The 16,983-nt window shown below is 34.3% G+C and carries 15 protein-coding genes; 3 read left to right on the forward strand and 12 right to left on the reverse strand.

Annotated features, from left to right (window positions below):
- Nucleotides 1-28: 28 nt before the first annotated feature.
- From ACSBO6_RS13680 to ACSBO6_RS13725, 10 genes are all read right to left on the reverse strand, one after another.
- The gene (locus tag ACSBO6_RS13680; RefSeq protein ID WP_498843507.1) at nucleotides 29-1,279 is read right to left on the reverse strand and encodes an MDR family MFS transporter; all 1,251 of its coding nucleotides are present in this window, start codon (nucleotides 1,277-1,279) and stop codon (nucleotides 29-31) included.
- A 193-nt stretch (nucleotides 1,280-1,472) separates the two neighbouring features.
- Entirely contained in the window at nucleotides 1,473-1,955 is a 483-nt protein-coding gene (locus tag ACSBO6_RS13685) for a GNAT family N-acetyltransferase (RefSeq protein ID WP_098844804.1), read from the reverse strand.
- Between the two features lie 151 nt (nucleotides 1,956-2,106).
- On the reverse strand, nucleotides 2,107-3,441 hold the full coding sequence (locus tag ACSBO6_RS13690; RefSeq protein WP_098844806.1) for a dihydrolipoamide acetyltransferase family protein: 1,335 nt from the start codon (nucleotides 3,439-3,441) through the stop codon (nucleotides 2,107-2,109).
- 27 nt (nucleotides 3,442-3,468) lie between these two features.
- On the reverse strand, nucleotides 3,469-4,452 hold the full coding sequence (locus ACSBO6_RS13695; RefSeq protein ID WP_098844809.1) for an alpha-ketoacid dehydrogenase subunit beta: 984 nt from the start codon (nucleotides 4,450-4,452) through the stop codon (nucleotides 3,469-3,471).
- 16 nt (nucleotides 4,453-4,468) lie between these two features.
- Complete coding sequence (locus ACSBO6_RS13700) at nucleotides 4,469-5,473, reverse strand: thiamine pyrophosphate-dependent dehydrogenase E1 component subunit alpha (RefSeq protein ID WP_098844811.1); 1,005 nt, start codon at nucleotides 5,471-5,473, stop codon at nucleotides 4,469-4,471.
- Nucleotides 5,474-5,570: 97 nt separating this feature from the next.
- Entirely contained in the window at nucleotides 5,571-6,992 is a 1,422-nt protein-coding gene (lpdA, locus tag ACSBO6_RS13705) for a dihydrolipoyl dehydrogenase (RefSeq protein WP_098844814.1), read from the reverse strand.
- Between the two features lie 19 nt (nucleotides 6,993-7,011).
- Nucleotides 7,012-8,112, reverse strand: a complete 1,101-nt coding sequence (gene buk, locus ACSBO6_RS13710; RefSeq protein WP_180232824.1) for a butyrate kinase — start codon at nucleotides 8,110-8,112, stop codon at nucleotides 7,012-7,014.
- Nucleotides 8,113-8,230: 118 nt separating this feature from the next.
- On the reverse strand, nucleotides 8,231-9,325 hold the full coding sequence (bcd, locus tag ACSBO6_RS13715; protein WP_098844818.1) for a branched-chain amino acid dehydrogenase: 1,095 nt from the start codon (nucleotides 9,323-9,325) through the stop codon (nucleotides 8,231-8,233).
- A 30-nt stretch (nucleotides 9,326-9,355) separates the two neighbouring features.
- A complete protein-coding gene (gene yqiS, locus ACSBO6_RS13720; RefSeq protein WP_098844821.1) occupies nucleotides 9,356-10,261 on the reverse strand; it encodes a phosphate butyryltransferase in 906 nt (301 codons plus the stop codon).
- Between the two features lie 209 nt (nucleotides 10,262-10,470).
- Nucleotides 10,471-12,543: a sigma-54 interaction domain-containing protein gene (locus tag ACSBO6_RS13725; RefSeq protein WP_098844824.1), complete on the reverse strand. Its 2,073-nt coding sequence runs from the start codon at nucleotides 12,541-12,543 to the stop codon at nucleotides 10,471-10,473.
- Between the two features lie 187 nt (nucleotides 12,544-12,730).
- Between ACSBO6_RS13725 and ACSBO6_RS13730 the strand changes: the two genes are divergently transcribed.
- Nucleotides 12,731-12,979 carry a DUF2627 domain-containing protein gene (locus ACSBO6_RS13730; protein ID WP_098844826.1) on the forward strand — a complete coding sequence of 83 codons (249 nt, stop codon included), beginning with the start codon at nucleotides 12,731-12,733 and terminating at the stop codon, nucleotides 12,977-12,979.
- Nucleotides 12,980-13,055: 76 nt separating this feature from the next.
- Here the strand turns inward: ACSBO6_RS13730 and ACSBO6_RS13735 are convergent, their stop codons facing one another.
- Nucleotides 13,056-13,790 (reverse strand): glycerophosphodiester phosphodiesterase, encoded by a 735-nt coding sequence (locus ACSBO6_RS13735; protein ID WP_286138253.1) that lies wholly within the window; start codon nucleotides 13,788-13,790, stop codon nucleotides 13,056-13,058.
- 84 nt (nucleotides 13,791-13,874) lie between these two features.
- On the opposite strand from ACSBO6_RS13735, the gene ACSBO6_RS13740 reads away from it, so the two are divergent.
- Both ACSBO6_RS13740 and bacA read left to right on the forward strand, forming a co-directional pair.
- Entirely contained in the window at nucleotides 13,875-14,042 is a 168-nt protein-coding gene (locus ACSBO6_RS13740; protein WP_098844829.1) for a YycC family protein, read from the forward strand.
- Nucleotides 14,043-14,259: 217 nt separating this feature from the next.
- Complete coding sequence (gene bacA, locus ACSBO6_RS13745) at nucleotides 14,260-15,060, forward strand: undecaprenyl-diphosphate phosphatase (RefSeq protein WP_098844832.1); 801 nt, start codon at nucleotides 14,260-14,262, stop codon at nucleotides 15,058-15,060.
- 638 nt (nucleotides 15,061-15,698) lie between these two features.
- On the opposite strand, the gene spo0A is transcribed toward bacA, so the two are convergent.
- Nucleotides 15,699-16,487, reverse strand: coding sequence for a sporulation transcription factor Spo0A (gene spo0A / locus ACSBO6_RS13750; protein ID WP_098232839.1), 789 nt, complete (start codon nucleotides 16,485-16,487; stop codon nucleotides 15,699-15,701).
- Between the last annotated feature and the right edge of the window lie 496 nt (nucleotides 16,488-16,983).

A 16,983-nucleotide genomic window follows, 5' to 3' on the forward strand; every position in this document is an offset into this window, starting at 1 on the left:
AAAAAAAGAACGCCTTTAAAACGTTCTTTTAAGAATTAACTGTTAACTTTGTATCCGATCCAACCTTGACTTCTTTTCTTTTCTGAAAAAGTCGATTTACAAAAAACATCATTGGAAAACTGATAAAAGCGATTGCACTAATTATAACAAATCCAAGGCCGCCATTTTCGTATCCAAAGTATGCTAATAAGCTTCCACCGAGCGCCGGGCCGAATACGAAACCAAGTTTTGAGAATCCCATTGCCCCAAAATAAGTTCCTTTTAATTCTTCAGGAGCTAGTTGATCGACAAAGACATCTGTAAATGTAAATGCAAATATTTCTCCTACAGTTAACACGATCATAACAATTGCTAATAAGAAAAAATTAGTAAATAACCCAAATCCAGCAACAGCTAGACTGACAATCACATTACCAATCATCATCGATACAGTAGGTGAAAAATTCTTCATCCTACTTACAATTGGGAATTGAAGTATTACTACCGTTACTGCATTGATTGTTGTTAAATACGCATACAATTTAACGCCATTATGAAACTGTGGTGCATTCGCAAAATATTGAGACATTGTTGAAAAGCTTTGGGAATAACCAAGACCATAAAAACAAATTGTTAGAATCGTTAAAGCAAAGATGATATCCTTCCGTAAAATTGAAAACGACGCCTTCATCGAAACTTTGTTAGTTGTTGAAGAAGATTTTCCATCTCCACTTTTATACTTAGATAACATAAATAATAATGTTAAACCATAAATAAAGTACACAATTCCAGATAACACAAATGGTAAAGTGCTTTTGGAACTTCCTAGATATAATCCAACTAGAGGGCCTACTGCAACCCCAACATTAATAGCAGCATACCGCAAATTAAAGACTAACAGTTTTGACTTCTCGTCAGTTAGATCAGAAAGTAATGCTCTTGAAGAAGGTTCGAAAAATGATGAACAAATATTTAAGATCGAGTTCAATACGAAAAACCAGGCAAATGAATTTCCTAGTCCAAAACCAACTAATGTAATAGACCATAAAAAAATACTCGATAATAAAATCGTTTTCCTTCCTAAACGGTCAGAAAGAGTTCCTCCAATAAAGCTGAAAAATACCCCTAAAAAAGATGAAACGGTTAGCATAAGCCCAACCATTGCAGGTGAAATCTGTTTAACTGAAGTTAAATAAATAGCTAAAAACGGCATACTTACTGTGCTAGCGAATCGAACGAATAATGTTCCAATCACAATATTCCAAGCAACAGGATGCACAGCCGATAAATTTTTAAACATCTTATCCCCCCTATTCCTCTAAGATGTCACATATTTGTAAATTATCTTACAAATGTTACTGTTTGTAAAGGTTTTAGGTTTAGGGATCTCTCATTGAACGAAAGGTTTGGTAAGAATGTGGGAAAAGAGTTTGAACACCCAATTATAGAAATTCTAGAGTTATTTTAAATAAGGAAAATATAGGATTGCCTAACTAGTCTCTATTTTTTTTGTTTTTCATATCTCGATAAAGATTGTCTTTTAATATTGCCATGAATCGGTTATTACTATTATCAATCACTTCAAAACCGTATTTGCGGTATAAGTTGTGAGCATCTTTTGTTCCAAGTAAAAATGTTCGTACGGTTGATAGTTTTTCATAACTCATAATTTGGGCCATTAACCATTTTGATAAGCCTTGTTTACGATATTTTGGGAGAATAAATACGTCTGCTAAATAAGCAAATGTGACGCCATCTGATACTACTCTTGCGAAACCTACTTGTGTTGGTTTACTTTCTTCTGGATTCCCCTTGTAAACACCAAAACAGAAAGATCCTTCAATAAATCGATCAATGTACTCATAAGGTATTTCATTTGCCCAATATGAATCTTTGTCTAAAAAGTTATAAATAACTTCTCGGTTTAATAATTCCTTATTAGTTGATATGTAATAACCGTTTTGTTCAACTAGCACAAATTCCACTCCTTGTTAATTACAGAATTTTATAATTATTTAGTCATTATAACATGGGGATTTCAATTGTACGATTAACTCCTTTTGCCTTTCAACTTTTTTTACAAAAATAAAGAGGTTGCCCCTTAAGACAACCTCTTTTGTTTAAAAATTAGTATACGCTCGTATTTTCTTTTGTTGTATTTTCTAGAATTTCTTTTACTCTTCCTAAGAATTTACCACAAATGAATCCGTCAAGTACGCGGTGATCAAGAGATAAACATAGGTTAACCATGTCGCGAACGCCAATCATTCCATTTACAACAGATGGACGTTTTACGATGCTTTCGATTTGTAAAATTGCAGCTTGTGGATAGTTAATGATACCTGCACTTTGAACACTACCAAATGATCCAGTGTTATTTACAGTGAATGTGCCACCTTGCATTTCGTCTGATTTTAATTTACCAGTACGAACTTTTGTAGCTAATTCAGTAATTTCTCGTGCAATACCTTTGATTGTTTTCTCATCAGCATTTTTAATAACTGGAACAAATAATGCATCGTCCGTTGCAACAGCGATCGATAAGTTAATATCTTTCTTTTGGATGATTTTGTCTCCAGCCCACATTGAATTAATCATTGGGTATTCTTTAAGTGCTTGCGCTACAGCTTTAACAAAGAATGCGAAGAATGTTAAAGAGAAACCTTCTTTTTGTTTGAAAGAATCTTTAATGCTGTTTCTGTAATTTACTAAGTTTGTAACATCTACTTCAATCATCATCCAAGCATGTGGAGCTTCATGTTTACTACGTAACATATTTGAAGCAATTGCCTTACGTACACCTGTAACTGGAATTTCAATATCGCCAACTGCTGTAGGAATAACAGGTGCTGGTGGTGCAGCAGGTGTTTTCGCTACTTGGGCAGCAGGAGCAGTTTGTGCTACTACTGGTTGAGCAGGAGTTTCAACTGCAACAGGTGCTGGTGCTGCTTGAGGCACACCATTTGCAATTGCATTTAAAACATCTTTTCGAGTAACTCGACCATTATTTCCTGTACCAGGAATTAATGAAAGATCTAAATTATTTTCTTGTGCTAAACGAAGTACAGCCGGTGAATAACGTACTTTACCAGACTCATCAGTTTTAGCAATCGTTTGAACCGGTGCAGCAGCTACAGGAGTTTGTACTGGTGCTACAGGTGCAGTTTTTTCAACAGGTTTAGTTTCTTCGACTGTTGTAGCAGCTACTTCATCAGAAGCTCCTTCAACTTCAATCGTACAAATGATTTCACCAACAGCTAAAGTTTCACCTTCACCTGCGATTAATTCTTTAATCACACCAGAAAATGAAGATGGTACTTCAGCATTAACTTTATCTGTCATAACTTCAGCAAGTGGATCGTATTTATTTACACGATCTCCTACTTTTACTAACCAAGTACTAATTGTACCCTCAGTTACACTTTCACCTAATTGAGGCATTTTAATATTTTCGATCATCATTATGTCCCCCTTTTTCAAACAGTGCCATTAAAATGCTGCAAGTTCTCTAGCCGCTTTTTCTACTTTATCTGGATTAACCATGAAGAATTTTTCCATTGTAGGAGAGTAAGGCATTGCCGGAACATCAGGGCCAGCAAGGCGTGCGATTGGCGCATCTAACTCAAATAAGCAATTTTCAGCAATAATTGCTGCAACTTCGCTCATGATACTTCCTTCTTTATTATCTTCAGTTACTAATAAAACTTTTCCTGTTTTAGAAGCAGCTTCGATAATAGATTCTTTATCTAATGGATAAATTGTACGTAAATCTAATACATGTACAGAAATACCATCTTGAGCTAATTTCTCAGCAGCTTGAAGAGCAAAATGTACACATAATCCGTAAGTGATGATTGTAATATCTTCACCTTCACGTTTTACATCAGCTTTACCAATTGGAAGTACATAATCAGTTTCAGGTACTTCACCTTTAATTAAACGATAAGCACGTTTATGCTCAAAGAAAATTACTGGGTCATTATCACGAATTGCTGCTTTTAATAATCCTTTAACATCATAAGGAGTAGAAGGCATGACAATTTTTAATCCTGGTTGACCTGCAAATACCTTTTCAACAGATTGAGAATGATAAAGTGCCCCGTGTACACCGCCTCCATAAGGAGCACGAATCGTAATAGGACAAGTCCAGTCATTGTTTGAACGGTAACGAATTCTTGATGCCTCAGAAATAATTTGGTTTACTGCAGGCATGATGAAATCAGCAAATTGCATTTCAGCTACTGGTCTAAGTCCGTACATTGCAGCACCAATACCAACACCCGCAATTGCAGATTCTGCAAGTGGTGTATCTAATACTCGATCCTCACCAAATTGATCATATAGACCATGAGTCGCTTTAAATACTCCACCTTTTAATCCAACGTCTTCCCCTAATACAAATACCTTTGGATCGCGTTCCATTTCCTCTTTTAACGCTAAAGTTACTGCATCTATATAAGAAATTACTGCCATATTGTCCTACCCCCTCTTATTCTTCGTAAACAAACTTCAATGCATGCTCAGGTGCTGCATATGGAGCGTTTTCTGCGTAGTCAGTTGCTTCATCAACGATTGCACGAATTTTTGTATCTATTTCTTTTTCTATTTCTTCTGTTAACACACCAACTTCATGAAGATACTTAGCAAATGTAAATAAGCAATCTTTGCTTTTTGCTTCTTCTACTTCTTCACGAGAACGGTAAATACGATCATCATCATCACTAGAGTGTGCAGTTAATCGATAAGATACAGCTTCGATTAATGTTGGTCCTTCACCACGACGTGCACGGTCAACTGCTTCTTTTGTTACACGATAAACTTCTAAAGGATCATTTCCATCAACAGTGAAACCAGGCATACCATATCCAATTGCACGATCAGATACTTTTTCACAAGCTAATTGTTTCTCAATCGGAACTGAGATCGCATATTTGTTATTTTCACACATGAAAATTACTGGTAACTTATGTACACCAGCAAAGTTTGCACCTTCATGGAAATCACCTTGGTTAGAAGAGCCTTCACCAAATGAAACCCAAGAGACAATATCTTTACCTTCCATTTTTGCAGCTAGTGCTACACCAACAGCATGAGGTACTTGAGTTGTAACTGGAGATGAACCTGTAACGATACGGTTTTTCTTTTGTCCAAAGTGACCTGGCATTTGACGACCACCAGAGTTTGGATCTTCTGCTTTTGCAAAGCCAGAAAGCATTAATTCTTTTGCAGTCATTCCAAATTGTAAAACAACACCCATATCACGGTAATATGGTAATACGTAATCTTTTGTATTATCTAATGCGTAAGCTGATCCAACTTGTGCTGCTTCTTGTCCTTGACAAGAAATAACGAACGGAATTTTACCAGCACGATTTAATAACCACATACGCTCATCAATACGACGTGCCATTAGCATTGTTTCATACATACTAAGAACATCATCATTTGATAGACCAAGCTGTTCATGACGGTTTGAAGTTGTAACCTTTTCCATAAATATCCCCCTTTTACCACATACATGTGTGGAAGCGTTTTAAATCATTATAGTGATGAAATGTAGAGATTTGCTCTCTACATTTCAATTTTTTAAATTAAGAGTGAATTGCTAATCCTTCTACAGCAAGTGCTGCTTCACCAATAGCTTCAGATAATGAAGGATGTGGATGAATTGTATGAGAAATTTCCCAAGCCGTTGCATCTAATACACGTGCTAAGCCTGCCTCAGAAATCATATCAGTTACATGAGGTCCAATCATATGGACACCTAGTAGATCATTTGTCTCTTCATCAACGATAATTTTAACAAATCCATCATGCTCACCGTAAACTAAAGCTTTACCGATTGCACGGAATGAGAATTTTCCTTTTTTAACTGTATAGCCTTTTTCTTTCGCTTCACGTTCAGTTAAACCAACAGATGCAACTTCTGGATTACTATATACACATTTACTAACCATTGTTGGATCTAAAGGAAGTGGTGAATTACCTGCAATATGCTCAACTGCAATTGTACCTTCTCTTGAAGCAACATGTGCTAATTGTAAACCACCAATTACATCACCAATCGCGTAAATATGTGATTCTTTCGTTTGGTAATTAGCATTTGTTTGGATAAATCCATTTTCAACTACGATGTCAGTATTTTCTAGGCCGATTCCTTCAACATTCGCTTGACGGCCAACTGATACTAACATTTTTTCAGCAGTGAAAGATTTCTCAGTATCTTTATGAAGGGCATTAATTCTTACGCCATTATCGATTACTAAAGTTTCAGCTAAAACTTTCGCATCCGTAACTAATTTAATGCCTTTTTTCTTTAATAATCTTGTCATTTCTTTAGAAATTTCTTCGTCTTCTAAAGGTAAGATCGTTTTACTATACTCGATTACTGTTACCTCAACACCAAAATCTGCTAACATTGAAGCCCACTCAATACCGATTACACCGCCACCAACGATAATAATTGACGCTGGAAGTGACTCCATTTTTAACGCCTCGTCAGATGACATTACATGCTCACCATCAATTGTTAATCCAGGTAAAGACTTTGGTCTTGAACCAGTTGCGACTAATACATTCTTAGGAATTAGCATTTCGTTCTCGCTACCGTCGTTCATTTCTACTGAAATTGTTCCTGGCATTGGAGAGAAGATTGAAGGTCCTAAAATACGTCCCAATCCATTGTATACATCGATCTTACCTTGTTTCATTAAGTGTTCAACACCTTTATGAAGCCCGGCAACGATATTTTCTTTTCTTTGTTGTACTTTGCTAAAGTTTAATGTTACGCCTTCTGTTTCAACACCAAACTCTTCACTTTTTTTAGCAGTTGAATAAACTTCTGCACTACGTAATAATGCTTTACTTGGGATACAGCCTGCATGTAAGCAAGTTCCACCTAGTTTATTTTTTTCTACTACTGCCACTTTTAATCCTAATTGAGAAGCACGAATAGCAGCTACATAGCCACCAGTACCGCCACCGAGTACGACTAAATCATATTCTGTTGCCATGATGAAATTCTCCTCACATTTATACTAAAGATTTAACTGCAAATTCTCCAGGATAGATTTTTGCTTCTTCTTCTTCACGAAGTACGCGAAGTGCACCTTCACAAAGAGCTTGAAGTTCATTTTCACCTGGTAAAACAATTACACGTGCCATCCATTTAACTCTTTTTGTTATTTCATTAACAATAAAATCACTATAAGCAATTCCACCTGTTAATATAATTGCATCAATATTTCCTTCAAGAACAGCTGCCGCACTTCCAATTTCTTTTGCGACTTGGTAAGCCATTGCTTCATATACTAATGCAGCTTTTTCGTCACCATCTTCAATCATATTTTCGACTTTAATTGCATCAGCTGTACCAAGATAGCTTACTAAACCACCTTGACCAACCATCATTTTTTGAACTTCGTTAATATAGTAGTCACCAGAGAAACAAAGTTTTATTAAATCACCAATTGGTACAGTTCCAGCTCGCTCTGGGCTAAAAGGTCCTTCACCATCTAAACCGTTATTTACGTCAATTACGCGTCCTTTTTTATGAGCACCAACACTCACACCTCCACCCATGTGGGCGATAATAAGGTTTAAATCGTTATATGACTGTTCTAGTTGTTTTGACACTTTTCGTGCTACAGCTTTTTGGTTTAAAGCATGGAAAACACTTCTTCTTTCCATAAGTGATTGTCCGCTGATTCTTGCAACTGGATCTAATTCATCAACAACTACTGGATCAACAATAAATGCTGGGATGTTTAATCCTTGTGCAATCTCATTCGCAATGATCCCACCCAGATTTGAAGCATGTTGCCCGCTATAACCAATTTTCAAATCTTCTAACATGATTTCATTTACTGCATAAGTTCCACCTTCGATTGGTCTTAGTAATCCTCCTCGACCACAAACAGCACTTAATTTAGAGATGTTAATACCTTCTTTGTGTAATACTTCTAAAATAACATTTTTTCTAAATTCATATTGATCAATTATTGTTTTGTAATTATTTAATTCTTCATCGTCATGGCGTATTGTTTGTTCAAAAATTGGTTTTTCATCATCAAATACACCAACCTTTGTGGATGTGCTGCCAGGATTAATAACTAAAATACGATGCATTGTCAACACTCTCCCTTCTAAGTTTACCTTACCTTTATAACTAGAAAGAAAGAGGTACTATTACTTCGCTCTTTCTTTCCATCTAAAAAATAAAGGAATTTTAAGTTACATTTAAATTAGTCAATTATCTTCTGCTTAAGATATTGTGACCATTTGATAAGAATTGGCTACGAGATTTTGCCATTGTAGCGATACGCTCTTCAGCTAAACGGTCTGCAGCTAAATATGTTGGAATTCCGTCACGTTTTGAAATTTCGATAACTTTTGCAATGTTATCATATAAACCTTCAACTTTTTTCATTGCACGGTCGTAGTTATATCCGTATAACTCATCTGCTACGTTGATTACTCCACCAGAGTTGATTACATAGTCAGGAGCATAAACGATTCCTAATTCATGGATTAAATCACCATGACGAGTTTCTTTTAATTGGTTATTTGCAGAACCCGCAATAACTTTCGCTTTTAATTGTGGGATCGTTTTATCATTAATTGTTGCACCAAGTGCACATGGTGCATAAATATCACATTCTACTCCATAAATATCATCTGGATCTACTGCTGTAGCACCAAATGCTTCAACTGCACGTTGTACAGCTTCTTTATTGATATCTGTTACGATTAATTGAGCACCTTCTTCATGTAAGTACTCGCAAAGGCTGTAAGCAACATTACCAACACCTTGAATCGCAATTTTTTTACCTTCTAAGCTATCAGTACCAAATGCTTCTTTTGCAGCAGCTTTCATACCACGGTATACACCAAATGCAGTAACTGGAGATGGATTACCTGAAGAACCAAATGATGGTGAAATACCTGTTACATAGTCAGTTTCTTCGTGAATTAAATCCATATCTGCAACAGTAGTACCTACGTCTTCAGCAGTAATATAACGACCATTTAAGCCTTGGATATAACGACCAAATGCACGGAACATTGCTTCGTTTTTATCTTTACGTGGATCACCGATGATTACAGTTTTTCCTCCACCTAAGTTTAAGCCAGCAGCAGCATTTTTATAAGTCATACCTTTTGCTAAACGTAGAGCATCTTCAATTGCAGCTTCTTCTGTTTCGTAAGTCCACATTCTTGTTCCACCTAAAGCTGGACCTAATGTAGTATCGTGGATCGCAATGATTGCTTTTAATCCTGATGCTTTATCTTGGCAGAAAACAACTTGCTCATAATCATAAGTTTCTAAGTATTTGAAGATTTCCATGTAATAACAGCTCCCTTAAAATGTGTAAGTTTAGTTTTTTGAATTACATATAGCTAATGCTAATGAATATAATTTTGTCATTGCAGAGTCAGAACGCGATGTTAAAACAATCGGTGCCTTTGCTCCAGCAATAAGTGCAGCCACTTCTGAGTTAGCCATAAAGACTAAAGATTTATATAAAATATTTCCAGTTTCTATTGTAGGTACTAATAATATATCAGCTTGCCCAGCAACTTCTCCAGTCAAGCCTTTATGTTTTGCTGCTTCAACAGAAATGGCATTATCAAGCGCTAATGGTCCATCAACAATACAATTTTTAATTTGTCCTCTTGTATTCATGACAGTTAGTGTTGCTGCATCTAGTGTTGCTTGCATTGCAGGGTTTACTACTTCAACAGCTGCCAGTACAGCAACTTTAGGGGTTTCTATTCCTATTTTCCTTGCAATATCAACACTGTTTTCAATAATTTTCGCCTTTTGTTCTAAAGTAGGTGCGATGTTCATTGCAGCATCCGTTACGATAACTGCCTTGTCTCTACCTGGTACATCGAATATTGCAACATGTGATAAAACACTTTTATCTCTTAAACCATATTCTTTATTCAATACTTCTTTTAGAAGAACTGACGATGGAAGATTACCTTTCATTACAATTGAAGCTTCACCAGAGCGAACAGCTACAACTGCATTTTTAGCAGCCTCTTTAACTGAATGAGAATGAACAATTTTTAGTCTTTCTGCAAATTGTTCGTTTTTTAATAAATCTTCATACATTTCATAGATGGCTTGCTCATTTCCGAAAAGTAAAAAGTTTGCTAAATCATTATCTAATGCAATTGAAACTGCTTCTTTTACTTCGAAGTCCTCAGCAACAGCTACAGCAACAGTTTGCCTAGTATGATTTTTCGCACGTAACATTATATCTGTTAAATTCATTGAAAGCCCTTCCTTTCATCCCCCTGCACTATATAAAGCAATTAGCGTGCCAACTTTTCAAAAAGGATAAAACTATTTTAAAAATAGTTGAAAAGCCTTACATTACCAACAATCTAGTACCAGGTACTAGTAACACCAATAAATCTATTCTACAACAATATTTTGAAAAATGACAGTAATTGTATGCAAAAATATTCATAGCACGCAAATTATTGCGTGCTATTTTTTGCAGTGTGATATTTTTCCAATTTATAATACAAATTCCTTACTGATATCCCAAGCTCTTTTGCTGTCTTTGTTTTATTGCCATTATTTTTCATTAATATTTTTTCAATAATTTCACCTTCATAATTTATAACCATTTCATCAAGGGAGCTTATTTCTTCAGTATGAACTTCATTTTGATGAATAGATTGTTCTTGCTTAACTTGTACAATCGCTGTTAAATGTTCAGGGTTGATTTGTTTTTCATTAAATTTCATAAAGATAACAGCTCTTCCTAGCACATTTTCCAATTCCCTAACATTACCTGGCCAATTGTAACTTTTCAATTTATTTAATGCTGATAATGAAATCCCCTCAACATTTCTACCATAGTCTTGATTAATTTTTGCTAACAACCTCTCACTAATCGGCAAAATATCTTCAATTCGATCCTTTAGTGCAGGAATAATAATAGGAAGTTTATTTAATCGATAATACAGGTCTTCTCGAAACTTTCCTTCAATGATTGCTTCCTCTAGATGAACATTCGTCGCAGCAATCACTCGCACATTTATAGGAATAGCCTTTGTCCCACCAACACGTCTTATTTCTTTCTCTTGTAGGACTCTTAATAGTTTGGCTTGCATCGCAGGTGATAATTCTCCAATTTCATCTAAGAAAATACTACCATTATTAGCTTCCTCAAATAAACCTCTTTTCCCACCACGTTTTGCGCCAGAAAAAGCACCTTCTTCATAACCAAATAATTCACTTTCCAATAAAGATTCAGAAATCGCAGCACAATTCACTCGAACAAATTTATTATATTTGCGATCGCTTTCATTATGAATCGCATGAGCAAACAATTCCTTACCAGTTCCTGATTCCCCACGTAGTAATACGGTAGCAGGAGTACTCGCTGCTAATTTAGCCTGCATGATTGCTAAACTGATTCCTTCAGATTCACCAGCTATATCCTCGAATGAATATTTTGCCTCTAATGTCCTAATAATTTGACGAGCTCTATGTAGTTCATTCGTTAACTGAGAAATTTCTGAAACATCATGGATTACCCCTACACTACCCTTTAATTTACCGTCTACAATTACAGGCGCTACATTTACTAGTACATCACGATTTTGCTTTCCGACCTTCATTCGTACTCCACGAACTGCATGTTTTGTTTTTAACACTTTTAAATGAACACTTTCTCCTTCAGTAATATCAATCGTTGCATGTTTACCAATAACTTGTTCACTCGACAATCCAGTCAATCTTGTGTATGCCGGATTAATAATAATTCCATTACCTTTTTCATCTACAACTGAAATTGCTTCATCCGAACTTTGAATGACGGCCTCAAGCATGCTATGAACTTCTTTTAAATTCGTAACCTCTTCTGCCAAATCTAATACCTCAGTATCATCTTTAAAAACAGAAATGGCACCTTCAAGTTCACCATCTTCTCGAAAGATTGGAATACGGGTTGTAAAAATCTTACTTCCATTAATTAAAATATGCTCTTGATTAATTTCCTTCTTTTTCGTTTGAAGAACTCTAGGTAACTTGCTAGTCGGGACAACATCCAATATATACCTACCAATCGCAGCATCTTTATCAGTATTTAACATTCTTTCTGCAGAGCGATTAAATAAAAGAATTTTCCCCCATTTATCAACAACAATCATTCCATCGTGAGTGTTGTCCAAAATTAGTTCTTGTTGTCTTTTTTTATTATCGATTAAATGAAAAAGTGATTCTTTTTCTTGAACAAGATCAGATATCATTTTTGCAACTGAACCCGGGATCACTAAAGTATGTTTAGCTTTATACTCGTTTATTTCCTCGTATATCGTTTCATCTCCAGTAGTATTTATGACAACATCAATCTCTTCGTTTAAATTAGACTTCCAATCCTTTAATATTGGAATATGTAAGTTTTTAGCTAATTCTAATCCTTTAGCTTCTTTTATCATATCAACTACTGCAACAACTTGAAATAAATCAGAATGTGATAGTAGTTTTAATACTGCTGTACCTCCAGTTCCCATTCCAACGATCATTACGTTTTGTTTCATCTTAGTTCACCTACTAATTTCAACAAATTATTAAACACATTAAACTATTATATATATAAAGTCATTCCTTCGTCTATTTCAAATGTTTTATAAGTCTTGACAACACTATCCTTGTATAAGATTATGAAGAAAGAGAATTACGTAATTATACAATTTATTGTTACTATTATCGGAGGAATTAATAAACATGAAAGAATCATTTACACGTATGTTAGCATTCGTTGTGATTGTTGTACCAATAGCTTTAGCAGTTCTCGGAATTAAATTACTTCGTGACACGGTATTTCTGATCCATTCTTTTGGCATTCCAAATCTCCCATTACAATTAGTAATCGGCCTTGTTTCATTAGGTGTTGGTTTCTATTTAGTCGGAAGCTTTGTATTATTTAGAGACCGTAAACGAAACAAGGTTCAAGGTAGATTTTTAAAAAGATAATTTTTACGCGTAATAACTTAACCTAAAACAAAAGAATATTGAACAAAACAAAAAAAGTGCTTAGATCAGCACTTTTTTATTTACTAAGAAGTTGACTTCTCACTTGAAAAGCAAGCTCAGGGTAGTCAGTTATAATCGCTGTACATTTGACGCTAATTAATCGTTTCATAACAGCTGGTTCATTAATTGTATACGGTCTTACAGCAATCTTATGTTCCATTGTTTGTTCTATTTTTTCATCAGTAATAATGCGGTAATTAGGATGAATGCCATTTGCTTTATAATCTTCTGCAATGATCCACGGTTCTTTACTTCTTCTATTATATAAAACTGCAGTTTCAATGTCTGGTGCCATTAAGTGAAATTTAAGCATACTTTTATGATTAAACGAAGATAAAACGATTCTTTTTTCATATTCATATGAACGGATTAAATTAATTACTCGTTCTTCTAATCCATGGTATTCGATTTTATCATTTTTTAATTCAACATTAATACTAAAATTATTTCCTTTTGCCCAATCAAATACTTCTTTTAAGGTAGGAATCGTACATCCCTTGAATTGACGTTTAAATCGATAACTAGCATCAAACTGCTTTAATTCAGCTAACGTATAATCTTTAACGAAGCCTTTACCGTTTGTAGTACGATTTATAGTTTCATCATGAATAACTACGATTTCACCATCTTTTGATAAGTGTACATCTAACTCTATTCCATCTGCCCCTAAATCTTCACATGCCATAAAAGAAACCATCGTGTTTTCTGGGTACGTTCCTGCAGCACCTCTATGACCTATAATTTCGACCACTCAAATTCCCCCCACGTTGAGAAAATATGTACTTTCTTCTTTTTCTTATTGTATACTAATTTTACGAAACTAAGGAGGATTATTATGCGACCATTGCAAATTTCGCCTGAAACGGCAATTTTACTTTCTAAGAAATTAAACGTTCCTTTAGAACAAATTATGCATATGCCACAGCATATATTAATGAAAAAATTGATGGAATTGGATTTGTCTAAGAGCGAAGAAACGTCTAAGGATAACGAAACTAAATAGTCAATTAGCGTCAATAAAGAATTTAGAAGTAGTTTTTCTACTTCTTTTTTTATTAATTCTAACTTTAAACTACATTTTTATGTAAAATTGTACAAATAAGTAACAATTATGAGCTAATTTTAATTTAAACTTCCTTTCATATTAGGTAGTTTTCAAGTAAAATGGAATGTATTGCGTATATTTTATAAACGAAAAGTATTTATGGAGGTATTTTTAAATGTTACCTGATTGGTTAATTGGTTTGATCATGGGAATGGTAGAAGGATTAACAGAATTTTTACCGGTTTCTTCTACTGGTCATATGATTTTAGTTGCTGATTTATTAAATTTCACAGGGGAGAAAGCAACTTTTTTTGAAGTAATTGTTCAACTTGGTTCAATCCTAGCAGTAGTTGTTGTTTTTTGGAAACGACTATGGTCAGTACTAGGAGTAAAATCAGATGGATATAGACAAACGAACCTCAACTTAATTCATATTATTATCGGTGCAATTCCAGCCGGGATTGTAGGGCTTATCTTCCATGATTTCATTAAAGATGTTTTATTCTCACCTAAAACTGTTGTAATCGGATTAGTAGCTGGCGGTATTTTATTAATTGTAGCTGAAAAAGTCTCTAAACATCCTAAATCATCTGATTTAGATCATATCTCTTATAAACAAGCTTTTATTATTGGATGCTTCCAAATGTTAGCTCTTTGGCCAGGATTTTCACGATCAGGCTCTACGATAGCTGGTGGATTATTGTTTGGTTTAGATCGAAAAACTTCTGCAGAATTTACCTTTATTTTAGCAGTACCTATGATGATCGCTGCAAGTGGATTAGATTTAATTAAAAATATCGATATTCTAAGTGCTTCAGATTTACCATTATTCGTAACTGGATTCATCACTGCATTCATAGTTGCATTACTTGCGATTGTTTCCTTCCTAAAACTATTAGAGAAAGTAAAACTTACAGGGTTTGCAGTTTATCGTTTTATTGTAGCGATTGTTTTCACGATTGTATTTATATTCTAATTTAAGATAGGACAACCTTATTGGTAGTCCTATTTTTTTGTATAAACATTTCGTGATCCATTATAATTAATTTATTTTACAAATGGAAAAAGGCTATCCGTACATCGTATACGAATAGCCTTTATATTATATATGTTAGTAATTTAATTTTAAAATTGTTGTCTATTGGCGAAAGCCCTACCTCTCTTTCGCAATTCGGCTCCAGGGCCGTTCCATTAGGCAGCTTGTTTCACAACAATCTTCACTAACAGACACTACTACTAATTTACAAATAAGGTTGAAATAGCTGACGCGTCATGGAATACGTCCAATTTTCTTCCAAATTTCGTAGTAATAATATCGTTTTCTAAAATTTCCAGTGGCGCATTTTATATTATAGCATACCAAAAATTATTAAGCAAACTAATTTATTACGTGGCGACGCTTGTTTTAGACTATTTGATAATAACTTAATAAACGATTCAACACCAAAAGAAAACGTTGTCTATTGTAGACAACGTTTTCTTTTAACAAATAATATAATTGCTAATGCGAAAAAGTACCGAAGATCTCATAAGAAGTTATTCGCTAAGAGAAATGTCTGTGGAATCACTATCAGAAGTTAATCGGAATTGAATTTTTCATATACTAAAAATAAATTAAGAAGCTTTATGTTCTAAACGTAATTTATCAGCTACCATTGCAATAAATTCTGAATTTGTTGGTTTTGCCTTTGACATTGAAATTGTGTAACCGAATAATGTAGAAATACTATCAATATTTCCACGACTCCACGCTACTTCAATCGCATGACGAATTGCACGTTCAACTCGACTAGCTGTTGTATTAAACTTTTTAGCGATATCTGGATATAAGACTTTTGTAATAGAACCTAGAAGCTCAATATCATTGTATACCATCGAAATCGCTTCACGTAAGTACATATATCCTTTAATATGTGCAGGTACCCCAATTTCATGGATGATACTTGTGATACTAGCATCTAAGTTACGTGGCTTGCTTTCGTAATTTGAAACTAAAGAAGGTGAATTACGTTTAGTTACTGCACTACCCTTCCCAACTACTTGACGGATATTGCTAATTAAATGCTCCATATCAAATGGTTTTAAGATAAAATATGATGCACCAAGGTCAACAGCTTTTTTAGTCACATCTTCTTGGCCAAATGCAGTTAGCATAATAACATTTGGAATTTTTTCAACTAAACCAGCGCGTAATCGATCTAAAACAGCTAAACCATCTAAATGAGGCATAATAATATCTAAGACTAGTACATCTGGCTTTTTATCCTTCACTAGAGGTAAGCAGTCTTGTCCATTAAACGCAACACCAACCACTTCCATATCTGTCTGTGCGTTAATGTAGTTTTCTAACATAATAACAAGTTCTTTATTATCATCAACTAATAATACTTTAATTTTCTCCACGCCCGTTCCTCCCTACATCCTCTATAGTGAATTTACATTACTTATTACCGATAATTTCGACAATAAAAATTTATTTCCTGTTTTTATTATAAATTCTGAATATTTTTATTAATATAGATAGTTTTCTTCAATTTCTTCTAGCATTCGACGATTGGATTAAAAACTACTATGTATTAAGTCGAAATATACATATAATTCATTATATAAAAAATGAAATAGTATGTAAATTTATAATTTTTAATAAAAATTTACAATTCTGTAACATTAAGCGTCCTATCAACCATCCTTTACATTAAATTTTTTTTAATCTTTTTATATTACTACTAGTATACTACCATTTTTTTCCTATTTTGACTTATTTTTAACTAAATACAGTACAAAAAAATAAATAGTTGAATTTTTTTTGGCGTTGAAATTCTAAATCTCATCTTAGCTTTAAATCAATTCGTAAAGTAATATTATTACATAGGTTAGCCTGTGGGGATCCTGGTAATCC

This window comes from Bacillus sp. AL-1R, from assembly GCF_052180195.1.
In the GTDB taxonomy this organism is placed as follows: domain Bacteria; phylum Bacillota; class Bacilli; order Bacillales; family Bacillaceae_G; genus Gottfriedia.